The 13,916-nt window shown below is 64.9% G+C and carries 11 protein-coding genes; 1 reads left to right on the top strand and 10 read right to left on the bottom strand.

The genetic code is table 11. The features are described from left to right. Positions 1-52: 52 nt before the first annotated feature. The 5 genes from DT603_RS04960 to DT603_RS04980 all read right to left on the bottom strand — a co-directional run bounded on the left by DT603_RS04960 (position 53) and on the right by DT603_RS04980 (position 7,331). Positions 53-1,375, bottom strand: a complete 1,323-nt coding sequence (locus DT603_RS04960; protein WP_162348730.1) for a hypothetical protein — start codon at positions 1,373-1,375, stop codon at positions 53-55. A gap of 617 nt (positions 1,376-1,992) precedes the next feature. Further along, the gene (locus tag DT603_RS04965; protein WP_162348731.1) at positions 1,993-2,460 is read right to left on the bottom strand and encodes a hypothetical protein; all 468 of its coding nucleotides are present in this window, start codon (positions 2,458-2,460) and stop codon (positions 1,993-1,995) included. 389 nt (positions 2,461-2,849) lie between these two features. Continuing rightward, positions 2,850-3,866 (bottom strand): RNA 3'-terminal phosphate cyclase, encoded by a 1,017-nt coding sequence (gene rtcA, locus DT603_RS04970; protein ID WP_162348732.1) that lies wholly within the window; start codon positions 3,864-3,866, stop codon positions 2,850-2,852. Between the two features lie 74 nt (positions 3,867-3,940). Then, positions 3,941-5,170 (bottom strand): RtcB family protein, encoded by a 1,230-nt coding sequence (locus tag DT603_RS04975; RefSeq protein ID WP_162348733.1) that lies wholly within the window; start codon positions 5,168-5,170, stop codon positions 3,941-3,943. Between the two features lie 610 nt (positions 5,171-5,780). Continuing rightward, entirely contained in the window at positions 5,781-7,331 is a 1,551-nt protein-coding gene (locus DT603_RS04980; protein ID WP_162348734.1) for an RNA-binding protein, read from the bottom strand. Positions 7,332-7,511: 180 nt separating this feature from the next. On the opposite strand from DT603_RS04980, the gene rtcR reads away from it, so the two are divergent. Further along, positions 7,512-9,128 carry an RNA repair transcriptional activator RtcR gene (rtcR, locus tag DT603_RS04985; RefSeq protein WP_162348735.1) on the top strand — a complete coding sequence of 539 codons (1,617 nt, stop codon included), beginning with the start codon at positions 7,512-7,514 and terminating at the stop codon, positions 9,126-9,128. 234 nt (positions 9,129-9,362) lie between these two features. Here the strand turns inward: rtcR and DT603_RS04990 are convergent, their stop codons facing one another. From DT603_RS04990 to DT603_RS05010, 5 genes are all read right to left on the bottom strand, one after another. Further along, entirely contained in the window at positions 9,363-10,076 is a 714-nt protein-coding gene (locus DT603_RS04990) for a hypothetical protein (protein ID WP_162348736.1), read from the bottom strand. Further along, complete coding sequence (locus tag DT603_RS04995) at positions 10,073-10,738, bottom strand: hypothetical protein (protein ID WP_162348737.1); 666 nt, start codon at positions 10,736-10,738, stop codon at positions 10,073-10,075. The genes DT603_RS04990 and DT603_RS04995 overlap by 4 nt, the downstream gene beginning before the upstream one ends. Before the next feature lie 82 nt (positions 10,739-10,820). Beyond that, positions 10,821-11,378, bottom strand: a complete 558-nt coding sequence (locus DT603_RS05000) for an REP-associated tyrosine transposase (protein ID WP_162348738.1) — start codon at positions 11,376-11,378, stop codon at positions 10,821-10,823. 146 nt (positions 11,379-11,524) lie between these two features. Next, positions 11,525-12,874, bottom strand: coding sequence for a metal-dependent hydrolase family protein (locus tag DT603_RS05005; RefSeq protein WP_162348739.1), 1,350 nt, complete (start codon positions 12,872-12,874; stop codon positions 11,525-11,527). 76 nt (positions 12,875-12,950) lie between these two features. Beyond that, on the bottom strand, positions 12,951-13,859 hold the full coding sequence (locus DT603_RS05010) for an alpha/beta fold hydrolase (protein ID WP_162348740.1): 909 nt from the start codon (positions 13,857-13,859) through the stop codon (positions 12,951-12,953). Positions 13,860-13,916: the final 57 nt, after the last annotated feature.

A 13,916-nucleotide genomic window follows, 5' to 3' on the forward strand; every position in this document is an offset into this window, starting at 1 on the left:
CAGTGCCGCGTGCCATCCTCAGCCCAGCGAGCGCCCCTGCGCTTCACCCCTCTTACCTGCGTCTGGTCCACCACTCCGCGGGCAGCTCGATCCCGTACACATCGCGCGTGCGCGTGCCGTCGCCCCAGTTGCTGGTCCAGTAGATGCCGCGACCGTCGAACGACATCGCGGCGGCGGCCTCGTTGCGATAGGGCTCGTCGCCCGGATAGGCATTGTGGGTGTGGGCGATGCGCAGGATGCGGCCGTCCAGCCCCAGCATCACCAGCTGGTTCTCGCCCCAGATCGCGTTGGTTGCGCTGCAGGTCGACAGCAGCACGTAGTCGCGCATCACGTAGCTCTTGGAAAAGTGCATGCCGTTGTCCCAGCCGATGTCGCCGTGATAGACCAGCTTGCGCACCTGGCCCGTGCGCAGGTTCACCGCTTCAATCCAGTCGCTCTGGTTGTTCTGCGACACGAACCACGAGTCACCGGCCGAATCGAGGATCCAGCCCGTGTGCGTCTCGTCGACGGCGACGTCGCGGATCTTGGCGCTGAAGTCGCGCTTCCAGGCCTGCGGCCTGCCTTCCCCGGCGCCCCAGTGGATCACGCAGGCACCACCATCGGGCGAGGCCTCGATGGTGTTGGGGCGCCCCAGGTCGGCGCGGCCGAGTTTGGCGGCGTCGGCCGTGTGCAGCGTATCGGTGACGCGGTCGTAGCTGACCAGCTGTTCGACCGGGTACGGCCCCTCGTCCACTTCGCGCCGCACCATCCAGCACCAATAGCGGCTGTCATTGGAGCTGTCGCCTTCCACGTCGGTGAACAGTTGCGAGCCGGTCGGCCATTGCGGCGTGAAGTCGCGCACCAGCGCATCCTTGCCGGTGATCGCGTCCCTCTGCCGGAATTCCATGCCGCGCACGTAGTAGAAACGCGACGGCGCGTCGGCGCCGTAGTGCCAGCGGATCTCGTTCTCCTCGCCGATGTCCGGCAGCTCGCGCACCACCTTGCCGGTCGCCAGCTCCTCGATGCGCGCGCTGGTGCTGTTCTCGCCGTGGATGACGATGAGCTTGTTGTCGATGCTCACCGGGGTGTAGCGCGAATACACGACCAGGCCGCCCTTGGCGATGCGCTTGATCGGCGCACCGGTGCCCGCCTGCGTGCGGACTTCGCCGACCGATGGCAGGGCACCGTAGGCGGGCGCCAGCAAGGCCTTGTCCTGGTCGTAGGTGAACCCGGAGGCGTCCACCTCCGCCGGCGTGGTCGATGCGGCCTGCAAGGGCAGGGAAGCCGCGGGCGATGCGCGATGCGAGGCAGGATCGGCGGCCACCAGCAGGATCACGGCGACCCCGATGACGCCTGCCGTTGCCGCGATGAGGGGGGCGCGGCGCGTCGCGGGCATGGCGGGTCATCCTCGGCAATGGGCAGGGGGCGGCGCACGCGCCTGGCAGCCGGGTTGCAGGTTCGGGCGGCAGGATGCCAGAGGCGCAGGGGTTTCCCTCGCTAACGCAGGGCCTGGCGGCGACAGGACAGCGGGAGGCGACGGCGTTGCCGGCACGCGGCGGCAGCGCGCGGCGCCCCGGATGAGGCTTTTTTGCCTTCCGGAAGGCAAAAAAGGGATTCCGATGAAGCAATTCCGCTATCGGGAATGACGATTTGCTGTTCGGGAATGAAGATTCGGCTTTCCGGAATGACTATTTGCTGTTCGGGAATGACGATTTGGCTTTCCGGAATGACTATTTGGTATTCGGGAATGACTATTTGGCCTTCCGGAATGATGATTTGGCATTCCCGAATGCCGGCGAGTGATTCCGGAAAGGCTTTTTTGCTTTCCGGAACAGCGATCCGGGATTCGGGAAGGGCTTTGCCGGCTTCCGGAAAGGTAATCCGGGATTCGCGAACTGCTTCTCAACTTCCCAAACGTCTTTCCGGGCTTCCGGACGTCTTATTCCGGGGCAAAAAGAAAGCCGCCCGAAGGCGGCTTCCTGCCCTTGCCTGGGACGAAAAGGAGTAAACGTCTCAGGCGCTGGGCGGTTCGGGAGTGCGGCGGGTCTTGGCCCAGCGGCTGGACAGTTCCCTGCGGGCGGCGTCCAGGCCCTGGTGGCTGCCGGAGACCTGCAGCAGGCCGTAGCCTTCGCGGGCCACGTCCATGATGTCGCTGCCCAGGGCGGTCTCGGTGTCGGCGCCGCGTTCGGCGATGCGTTGCAGGCGGTCCAGGACCGGACGCAGGCGGTCCAGAGCGACCAGGTCGGCCTGGGCGTCGGCCAGGCCCAGGCTGGGCGGGATGATCTGCGGGTTCTGGCCCAGGACGTTGAGGGTCTGGCGGCAGAAGAACTCGGACTTGGGGCCCATCTTGCTCAGGCGCCGGCGTTCGTCGTTGTCCAGGGAGATGAGGCCGGTGAGCGCGTTCTCGAGTGCGGTCAGGGCGTCGAGGGCGGCGGTCACCTGGGCGTCGGTGATGTCGAGGGATACGAGGTTCTGGGACATGGTCGATCTCCTTGTTGGGTAGGCACCCGTCGTCATTGACGGGGCAGGGAGATCATCGCGGGGCGGGCGGGGCCTTGGAAATCAGCGAACGCCGCGTTGTGGGGTAGGGGTTTTCTTACGGACTCGGTGCAGTGGAGAGCGACCGGCACGTGCAATCGCCAGCCGCGGATGGCCCGGAGGTCACTGCTTCCATGCCGAGGTGCACTGTCGATCCAAAGCAGACAATGTTTCCTGTCACCGCCCATGGTGTGAATTACAGAGCGAGGTGGTCTTCACCTAATGGCCGATGCTTGCTGGGATGACATTTTCGAGCCGGCCGTACTAATACCTGATAACTCAACTTGAAGCGTTTCAGTGCCCGTTCCCCCGTAGCGACCCGACCCATCGAGTCATAGGTCGACACGTACCCGCCATGCCTCGCCGTCGGACTTCCAGCTGATCTCAACCGGGAGGAACTTCTCTATGAGTGCCGCATTGCTGGTGAGGTGGTCGCTCGCGGTGCAGGTAGTGAACTCGCCGCCGCCGGCCAGTGCCATCGGCAGCAGGAGCTGGTCCGCCAAGTGCTCGCTTACGCAGGCCTGCGAGTCCAGGTAGTGCCTGACGGCGGTCGCCACTCTCTCGGCTACCTTCTCGGCCGCGACGCCGCGCTCGCCATAGCCCGTGAACAGCTCCACGTGGTCTTCGTGTTCCACGCGCACGAGCACCGCGTTGCCCGGACCGGTCGCGGGGCGGACGCTCCGCAGCTCCAGGTCTTCCTCGGACAGGTCGAGTCGCTTGCCCAGCACGAACAACTCGCGGCGTCCGATACTTGCCGACAAAGCCGACATCAGCGCTGTGGCGCGGATGCTGACAAGGCTACCGCGCGAGGCGAACACGGTCTGCTCGAGCTTCGTGCAAGGCTCAACGGACGCGGTCACCGCGCCGCCGCCGGCGGGATAGAAGCCGTGGCTCTCGAGTTCAACGCTCGCGCAGACGCCAATGCGGCGCAGCGCCGGCAGGTAGGTTTCCGCGATGAAATCTGCGTTCGGTGCCAGCGGGTTGTGCGTACCGCCCTCCAACCGCAGGCGCGTGGCACCACGGGCCTGCCAGAAGGCGGGCAGCAGCGTCTGCAGAACGAGCATCGTCGACCCGGCCGTGCCAATGACGAAGGTATACTCGCCAGCCGTTACCGGACCGGGCACGAAGCGCAATGTGGTGGAGCCGAGCGTTGCGCCCTGAATCTCACCCCCGCTGATTGCACAGGCGGCCTGCACGGCGGTCAGGTGCTGGCGCATTAGCCCCGGGCGGGGCCGACCGGCGCGGATACCCTCCATGAGAAAGCCCGTGCCGGTGCACAGGCTGAGTGTCAGCGCCGAGCGCAGCAGTTGCCCGCCGCCCTGGCTGCCATCGAGTTGTAGAAGTTCCATGCGTTTCCATCCTGTCCGGGCGGCGTGCGCCACCCGGATTCCATTTCCATTATCCGAGGGAAGGCCCCGGGGCGTCAGCCCTTCACGCAGACCACCTGGCGCAGCGTGTGGACGATCTCCACCAAGTCCTTCTGCGCCTCCATGACCGCCTCGATGCACTTGTATGCGCGCGGCGACTCATCCACCACCTCCGCGTCTTTGCGGCACTCCACGTGCGCGGTAGCCCTTGCATGCTCCTCGACTGTGATCAGCTTTCGCGCCTGGGTGCGGCTCATGACGCGGCCGGCGCCGTGGCTGCAGCTGTGGAAGCTGTCGGCATTGCCCAAGCCGCGTACGATGAAGCTCTTGGCTCCCATGCTGCCCGGGATGATGCCGAGCTCCCCCTTTCTTGCACTCACCGCGCCCTTGCGGGTCACGAAGACATCCTTTCCGAAGTGGTGCTCACGACTGACGTAGTTGTGGTGGCAGTTCACCGCCTCAGCCGCGGCGTCGAACGGCTTGGCGATCACGCCGCGCGCAGCGTCCACCACGTGCTGCATCATGATCTGGCGGTTCGTGCGGGCGTAGCGCTGCGCCCACTCGACGGCGAAAACGTAGTCTTCATAGTGCTCGCTGCCCTCCGGGAGGTAGGCCAGATCCTCGTCCGGCAGGTTGATCATGTGACGGCGCATGTCCTGCTTGGCGAGCTCAATAAAGTGCGTGCCAATAGCGTTGCCCACGCCACGCGAGCCCGAGTGCAGCATGAACCAAACTCGGTTCTCCTCGTCGAGGCAGACCTCGACGAAGTGGTTGCCCGTGCCGAGCGTACCCAGGTGCTGGAGGTTGTTAGTGTTCTTCAGGCGCGCATGGCGCTCGGTGATGCGCTTGAAGTCCTCCGACAGCGTCGACCAGCCTTCTGCCGCCCGCTGTGGCGGCGTGTCCCACGACCCCTTGTCGCGCTTGCCGCGACCCACGGTGCGGCCGTGCGGCACGGCGCGCTCGATGGCGCTGCGCAACGCGGCAAGGTTGTCCGGTAGGTCCTCAGCGGTAAGCGTGGTGCGCGCGGCGATCATGCCGCAGCCTATGTCAACGCCCACGGCGGCCGGGATGATGGCGCCGATCGTCGGCACAACCGAGCCCACCGTCGCACCCTTGCCCAGGTGCACGTCCGGCATCACTGCGATGTGCTCATGGATAAAGGGGAGCCGGGCGATGTTCTGCAGCTGCTGGCGGGCCTGGTCCTCAAGCGGAACGCCGCGCGTCCACGTCTTGATCGGAGCGTGCCCCTCCCCGTGGATGAGGTCGTAGTTGATCGTAGTATCCATAATGTTTCCTAGCGTGATGGGTAGGCACTGCATGCCTGCTGAAAAAGGTGCGGTGACGAAGGTGGTGGAACGCTCTGCACGCGGGCCCAAGAGCCTTTGGCAGTGGGGATCGAACCCAACCCACTTAAGGGGAACCGTTGTAGTTCCACCGGCATTCACCGTGAAACGGGAACGGCTGGAGCCGCTTGTATCTATGTCGTCCCTCAGCGACGAGGTGGCGTGGAATCAATTGCTCTACCTGCTGAGCTACCGCGTTGCCGCGGGCGGGAATCGAACCCGCGACACATGGAGTTCCACTGGCATTCGCACCAGAACAACGATGTAACGGTGTCGCCGGCGTCTTCGACGAAGGTGATGGAACATCCTGCTCTAACCGCTGAGCTACCGCCACGTAGCGGGCGGGAATCGAACCCGCGACCCGGAGCTTAGAAGGCTGTAGTTCCATCGGCATTCGAAAACGCCGCCGACAACGGGGTGGATGCGGACGGCAAGTGATGGCCTGACTGCCCGAGTCGAACGGGCGAACCATGTAGTCAGGCCGGCATCCGGCCGCATCCGAAAAGCTTCAATCCCTGGCCCGGACAACCCCATTGCTGGCCGGGCACTCCTCTTACAGTTCGATCGACGCGATGCGCTCGACCCAGCGCGCCGGCGAGGCATTGCCGGCAGCCTGGCCCGCGAGCAGCTCGAACACCGCGTCGTTGAAGCCGCCCACGTGCAGCACGTCCTCGCGCTCCACCGTCTGGCTGGTGGCGCAGGGCTGCAGGTCGATGCACACCAACCGTGCTTGCGGGCAGCGTGCCTTGAGCCGGCCCCACTCGCGCATCGTCTGCGTCGCCCCACCCCGGGTGTCGCGCCAGCTCTCGTTGTCCGAGACCAGCACCACGAGGTCGACCATTGCCCGATCGCGGTTGAGCGATGCGATCGGTGCGCTGACCGAGGTGCCGCCACCGCATAACGCGGCGAGCTGGCGTGCCTGGGTCATCACGCTGTCGCGCGGGTTGAGCTGGACATCACGGACCTCCGTGTCGAACGGCAGCACCCGGGCCTGTGGATTGGTCCGCAGCAACGTGGCGGCCACAAGGGCAGCCACGTCCACGCACCGCGCCGCGCTTGTAGAGCCTCGGCGGAAACCGGTGACCGGCGAGGACATCGAACCCGAGACGTCGACCGCGACGGCGACGTTCCCAGCGATCGTTGGCACCCGACGGGTCGCAATTTCCATCGCGTCCTGCAGGGCTTCGGTGATCGCAACCGGCATGGACACCGCCGCCGCCTGGAACGCCATCAGCAGCTGGTACGGGAAAACCCGTGCCCCGCTGATCGCTTCGGGATCGCGCAGTCGCGCGGCGATCTCCGCAACCACTCCGGCGTCGTCCCAGACGCCATTGCGGGCGAACGTGTTCAGGCCCATGCGCAGCGTCTGCCAGGAGGCCTTGCGGGCCAGCGTCGTCCAATGCTGACGCCCTAGGGGAAGCGACGTGTAGTACTGGAACGGCAGGTCCGGCAGCTCGCCCGACGGGTCGCGCTTGAATGCCTCGAACGCACGCAGCTTCGGCGGCAGCGCTTCCTCCCGGTAAGGCCGGCCCACGATCCACGCGTACAGCGCTTCGCGCTCGGCATCGGCCGGCTTCGGGTGGACCATGCGGATCACGTCCGCAAGCGAAGGCTGCTGGCCAATCGCCGCGTTGATGAGCGCATCCGTGGAGGCGTGGGCGATCCACTGCTGCACCAGGCGCTTCGGTCGCGAACCCAACGACTTGCGGCCGACGCGACCGCTGCGCAGGATCTGCACGACGTTGCGCAGCATGCGGCCATTGGTCACCACGCGCGGGAAGGCGGCCGTGAACAGGTCGGGATCACGAGTGCTCAGCGTCGCAAGCAGGAGCGCCGGCATGTCCTTTATGTGCATGGTCTCGCGTGCATATACCGCAGTGCGTGCAACGAACCCGGGGGACACCTGGGCCGCCAGCATCAGCACGGTGGCCAGCTGTGCCTCGTCCGTCGCATAGAAGGTGGCGTTAAGGCAGCCCGTGGCGGCATAGAGGGCGAGCGCACCTTCCGGGGTGCGCTGGTAGGCAGAGGCACCCTCCTCGTTGAGAGCGTTCGCCACCGGAGCGAGTGCGCCGCGGATGGACTCGAAGAGGGAAAGGTTGGCCATGATGGGCTCCGGCAGGAACAGCCTGCGTCGTAACTTGAACTGAGCAATCAGCGTGCCAACATCTCTACGGACTCGGATAATTCATTGGTTTCAACAACTTAAGTAACTTTCGGTTCGAAAGAGGTAGAGTGCTGTAACCAAGTTGCGTATATTTCAGTATCGAATTTTATCTGGATCTATATGGGAAAACGTCAGGTGGTCATCGGCATGCTCGGTACCCAGCTCGATGCCGGGACAGGCCCGGGACGTTGGGAGAAGTGGCGCCCCACCGTCGCGCTGGCGATGTACGAGGACTTGCTCGTCGACCGACTTGAGCTGATTTCCGATGAGCGCAGGTACGCGGCAATGGCCGAGTGCGTTGCCCAAGACATCGTTCAGACCTCCCCTGAGACGGCGGTGCGTCGCCACGACATGCACCTCGCCGATCCGTGGGACTTCGAGACCGTCTACGCGACGCTCCACGATTTCCTGCGTGGCTATGACTTCCAGCCCGATGACGAGGACTACTACGTCCACATCACGACTGGCAGCCACGTCGCGCAGATCTGCTGGTTCCTGCTGGCCGAGAGCCGCCACTTCCCGGGGCGTCTGCTGCAGACCTCCCCACCTCGAAAGCAGGGCGTCGGCGGGGGCGACGCCGGCTACTACAGCATCATTGATTTGGACCTCTCGCGGTATGACGCCATTGCCCAGCGCTTTGCGCAGCAGAGTCTGGAGGACCGGGCGCTGCTCAAAAGTGGTATAGCCACGCTAAATCCAGCCTTCAACACGATGATCGAGCAGATTGAGACGGTGGCCACGCGCTCGAAGGCGCCCATGCTCTTGATGGGCCCCACAGGTGCGGGCAAGAGCCAGCTCGCCAAGCGTGTCTTCGAGCTGAAGAAGCTCAAGCACCAGCTGCCTGGCCGTTTTGTGGAGGTCAACTGCGCGACGCTGCGCGGTGACGGTGCGATGAGCACGCTGTTCGGGCATATCAGAGGTGCCTATACCGGGGCAACGAGCGATCGTGCCGGCCTGCTGCGCTCCGCGCACCAAGGGCTATTGTTCCTTGATGAGATTGGCGAACTGGGACAGGACGAGCAAGCGATGCTGCTGCGAGCGCTTGAAGAGAAGCGCTTCTTTCCCGCGGGCGGTGACAAGGAGGTCGAAAGCGATTTCCAGCTAATCGCCGGCACTAACCGCGATCTGCAGGACGCCGTAGACCAAGGACGCTTTCGCGAGGACCTTCTTGCCCGCCTGAATCTGTGGACCTACCACTTGCCTGGCCTCGCCCAGCGGTTGGAAGACATTGAGCCCAACCTGGATTTTGAGCTCGAGCGATGGTCCAGTGAGCAGCGACAGCGGGTGACGTTCAACAAGGAGGCGCGTCAGCGCTACATGTCGTTCGCGACCGGCGGGGAGGCGCGCTGGGCTGGCAACTTTCGTGACCTCAGTGCATCCGTGATGCGCATGGCCACGTTGGCTACGGCCGGACGCATCCAGCTTGATTTGGTGGACGAGGAAATCGAGCGTCTGCGGCGCCAGTGGCGCGTCGTCCAAGCACCTTCGGTTCTTCACGGGTTAGTCGAGGATGAGGCTGCGCTGGACATGTTCGATCGGGTACAGCTCGAAACCGTGATTGAGGTTTGCCGCCGTTCGAAGACGCTTTCGGCCGCGGGTCGCGAGCTGTTTGCCGCGTCTCGCGCGCAACGGTCCAGCACGAATGACGCCGATCGGATCCGGAAGTACCTAGCGCGTTTCGGAATTGACTGGGCGTCCATTCCTGCCAGAGACCTTCCCGCAGTGCGGCCCGCCTAGGCCCAGTAGGATGGGTCGAGCGCAGCGGCTTTCAACAGCGAAGCTGGTCCACCCATCGCTGTTCCTGTCCGAGGCGATAGAGCCTCAAGCAGATACACCTGCTTTCGAAACCAATGGCGACGTCGGGCCGTCACGCGTTATGGGTGTCGCTGCGCTCGACCCATCCTACGAATTCTGGCTGGCTTTCGGATCGTCGCGTTCGTCGAAGTCGCCGGTGGCTCCGATGGCTATGTCCTAATCCGCATCCGAACACAGGTAGCCGTTCCAGCGGGGCGACTGGGATGGGTCAAACTGTGGCCCCTCAAGCTCAACGGCGCGCTCGTAGGACTGGCCATCAGCTGAGACGTCTTTAGCAAAGAGGCCGCCGTTGTGCTCGACCAGGTAGGTCTCGGCGCGCATCGCGCTTCCGCCAACGCTTGTCTCGCTTCGATCTGCCGCTACAACGGTGGTGGTCCACTCGCCGTCTCCGGTTACCGTCTTCATCTTCCGGCCCGGGTCGAGCCAGCACTGGTACGCCGGCTTGCCATCCAACAGATACCCATAACCCACCGCCTTTGCCACGAACGCCTGCATCAACGTCGGCGACTGCGTGACCAGAAGCATTTTGTAGGGCTTGTCCTTAGCGGCACGCACCACGCTGGCAACGTAAGCATTCGAGGTGGGAAGCACCGCTTCAAGTGAGATCCTTTCACTGCCTTCGACGGCCATCATGGCTTCGCCTTCCGGCGTGTAAAGCGTGACGATGGCATGGCCCGGCACCGTGACCACCAGCGTGGCGCGCGTGCCAAGCAAGGCAACGAAGCGATACACGTCCACCTGCGTTCCGGGCTTGTGGGTATAGGGCGTGTCCGTCTTCAGATCGATCACGGAAGTCTGCGCACTCGCCGGCCCGGGCAGGATCAGCGCCGCGAGCAGAAGGACCAGCCATGCCACGGAAACCCGGTTCATTGCGCACGCCCCCGGGCCTTCATTTTGCGGAGCGCTTCGGCCACCTCGGCTTGCAACCTGGTGTCATTCGCGGCGGCCAGTGCGGCGGACTTCGCGCGCGTATCCGCCTCCTTGCGCAACTGTTCGCGCACTTTCTCGTCCCAGCCTGGAATGACGGGCGGCGCCGCCGCATCGATCACGGTCGCACCAGGTCCGCCGGCGGACGGCGACGGCTTGCGCACCGCCCGCACGCTCGCTCCTTTCTTGCCGGTGCCGCCGAGGCCGGTCACCGTGGATGGCGGCGACCATTCGACCGAGCGGGTGATCGAGTAGCTGCCCCACCCCTTTACGCGATCGGCCCGCGCCTGCGCACGTTCGCGCGTCTCGTACTCGTCGCAGCCGTAGGTAGCGCTGCTGAATCGGGTGTACCCCGGCACTACGCTGGAAACGCCAGGGTCTTGCTCGAAGGCCGTGGTCGGATAGACCAGGGTCCCCTCGTGCTCGGCCGCGATCTCGAAAGGCTCGATCACGATCAGGGCGAGCGGCAGACCCATCCCGCCGGTGCCCTCGAAGTAGCAGGTCTTCCACTTGGTCGCCGGGCCGGCGATAGTCGGCAGGCCCAGCGCAGTCAGGATGGCGCCAAGGATGAAGCGCCCGAACAGACTGGTTCTTCCGATCATCATGTCCCCCGTTTGGCCGCGCCGCGGCCGGTTGCGGGCTAGCATACAACGCGAGCCGCATGGCCCCGCGCGCCTCGAACCCCACCTACGAATCGTGGCTGGCTTGCGGATCGTCGCGTTCGCCGAAGTCGCCGGTGGCTTCGATGGCTATGCCCCAATCCGCAGACAACCACCCCTTGGCGACGTAGCGGTGGAAGGTTGAATACGGCCAATCCACTGCGCGTGCGGCATGACCATGTTTCACCGGGTTGAAATGGACGTAATCCACGCATCGTTCCAGATCCCGGTCGTCGCGGACCATGTGTTCCCAATAGCGCCGCTGCCAGATTCCGCGTTCGCCCTTGTCTACACGGCTGGCGCCCCGACGTTCGCCAGCAGGAATATGGCGCGAGAACCATGACTTCATCAAACGCAAGCGCGTCGGGTAATCGGCATCACCGGGCGGAAGCGTCCAGACGGCATGCAGATGATCCGGCAATACCGCCATGGCTTCGATGCGAAACGGATGGCGCGCATGCACATAGCGCAACGCCTCGCGCAAGGTGTCGGTGCGCTCCGCCAGCAAGCGGGAGCGCCGATCGGCAAGATTGACGGTGAAGAACCAGGTGGCGCCTGGAACATGCATGCGGCGGTAATTGGTCATCCTTGACCTCGTTGTGTCGGTGGGTTGGCGGTGATGGGTGGACCAGCTTCGCTGTTGAAAGCCGCTACGCTCGACCCATCCTACGTTCCTGATATCTGTGGGTTTGCGGTGATGGGTGTCGCTGCGCTCGACCCATCCTACGTCGCTTACTCGGCGCTCTTTACCACTGTGCCCTGCTTCATCACCAACACCGGCTTTTCCGTAGCCCGTATATCCCGCAGCACATCCCCCGGCACCGCCACGATGTCCGCGAACTTGCCCGCCTCCAGCGTCCCGGTTTCCGCATCGATGCCCAGCAACTTCGCCGAGCCCTGGCTGCTGGTCAGCAACGCCGCCGACGGTGACATGCCCAGGTCCACCATGTCGCCGAATTCCTGTGCATTGATCCCGTGCGGATACACCGCCGCATCCGTGCCGAACGCGATCGGCACCCCGATCTTCAATGCATTCCTGAACATCGCCGAATGCGAGGCACCCGCCGCGCGTGCCTTGGCCCCGATCTTCGGCGGATAGGTATCGGCCTTGTCCAGCACCCACACCTGGGTCATCCGCGTCGGCACCAGGTACACGCCTTTCTGCTTCATCAACTGCAGCGTCGGCGTGGTCAGGAAACTGCCGTGCTCGATCGAATCAACCCCGGCCTCCACCGCCAGCTTCGCCGCCACGTCGCCATGGCTGTGCGCCGCCACCTTGCGGCCCCAGCTGTGCGCCTCGGACATGATCGCGCGCAGTTCCTCGGGCGTGAGCTGCGGCACGTCTACCGGATCGGATTCCGACAACACCCCACCCGACGCACATATCTTGATCAGGTCGGCCCCGTACTTCATCTGCAGGCGCGTGGCCAGGCGGCATTCCTCCGGCCCGTTGCACACGCCCTGCAGCGGACCGGACGGCTTCACCGTGTCCGGCGGAAATGGCGAACTGTCGCAATGCCCGCCGGTGGAACCCAGCGCGTGGCCCGCCACCAGCATGCGCGGGCCTTCGGCGATGCCCGCGTTGATCGCATTGCGCAGGGCCACGTCGATGAAATCGCCGGCCCCGACCTCGCGTGCCGAGGTCACCCCGGCCTGCAGCGTGGCCTTCGCATTGCGCGCCGCATGCAGCGACTGTTCCACCGGGAAGCGGAGCATGCCCTCGTAGAAACCCTGGGCCCAGTTCTCGTTGTAGTCGTAGCTGATATGGGTGTGGGCGTCGATGTAACCCGGCAGCAAGGTCGCATCGCCCAGCTCGATGACACGGGCATTGGCGGGCAGGGCGGCGCCGGCGCCGACTGCGGTGATCCTGCTGCCCTCCACCACCACCAGCCCCGGCGACACCAGCTGGCCGCTGCGCCCGTCGAACAGGTGCGCGGCCTTGAGCACGATGGGCACGGCGACCGCCCCGGCCGCTGCCGGCGCCGGCGTCGATTCGTGCGCGTGGGCCGCGCCTGCCAGCAACACTGCCGCGCCCAAGCCCGCGCGCCATCCCCTGTACAACATTCCGCTGCGATGCCTCATGCCCGACTCCCCGACTGACGTGAGGGCCGAGTGTATGCCGATTAGGGAGGTGGCCGGGCTGCAGGCAGGCGCGCCATTACTGCGCGTCGAGGAAATCCCGCACCATCGCCACGGTGGCAGTGGGATTCTCTTCCATGATCCAGTGGCCCGTGTCGGGCACGATGCCTTGCTTGACGTTGGTGGCCGCGAAACGCATGACCGTCGCCATCATCGGGCCGAAGGACTTCTCCCCGCCGATCGCGAATACGGGCATCGGCAGCTGGCCTTTCTCGAGGGCCGCCTTGTTGTCCACTGCGTCCTGGTCGAAAGCGGCGAACTGGGCGAAGCCGGAGTGCATGGCGCCTGGCAGTGCGTAGAGCGCCGCGTAGTGCTGGCGGGAGGCCTCGCTGAAGCGGGCCGGGTTGGCCGAGAACTCGTTCCAGAAGCGGTCCAGGTAAATGCGTTCGCGGCCGGCGACCAGCCGTTCCATGTCCGGGCCGCCAAAGCGGAAGTGCCAGAGCAGGGGATTCTTCAATACCTCTTCCCACGGCCCCACGCCGGGAATCGGCGCATCGATCAGGGTGAGCGTCGAGACCCTCTGCGGAAACTGGGCGGCGAACGAGAAGGCCACCATGTTGCCGATGTCGTGGGCGACCAGGTCCGCCCGGGAAATACCAAGCGCATCCATCACGCCCGCCACATCGCCGGCCTGTGTCTTCTTGTCGAAACCTGCAGGAGGCTTGGAGGACAGGCCGAGTCCGCGCAGATCCGGAATGACCACGGTGTGGTCGCGAACCAGGTCTTTCGCCAGGGGAATCCACATGTCGCCGGTTTCGCCGTAGCCATGCAGCAGTACCACCGCCGGACCCTTGCCGCCCACCCGCACGTGGATGGTGGCTCCATTGGTCGTGATGTCGCGACTGCTGAAGGCGCCGGGGAATGCGAATTCGTCGGCGGCGGCCAGAGGCGCGAACAGGCATAGAAGCAGGAACAGTAGGGGTCGCATACAAACTCCTGGAGGCGGGGTGGGGGGCGGAAGCAGCATAGCGCTCGGCAGCTGGAG

This window comes from Pseudoxanthomonas gei (assembly GCF_010119615.1).
Lineage (GTDB): Bacteria > Pseudomonadota > Gammaproteobacteria > Xanthomonadales > Xanthomonadaceae > Pseudoxanthomonas_A > Pseudoxanthomonas_A gei.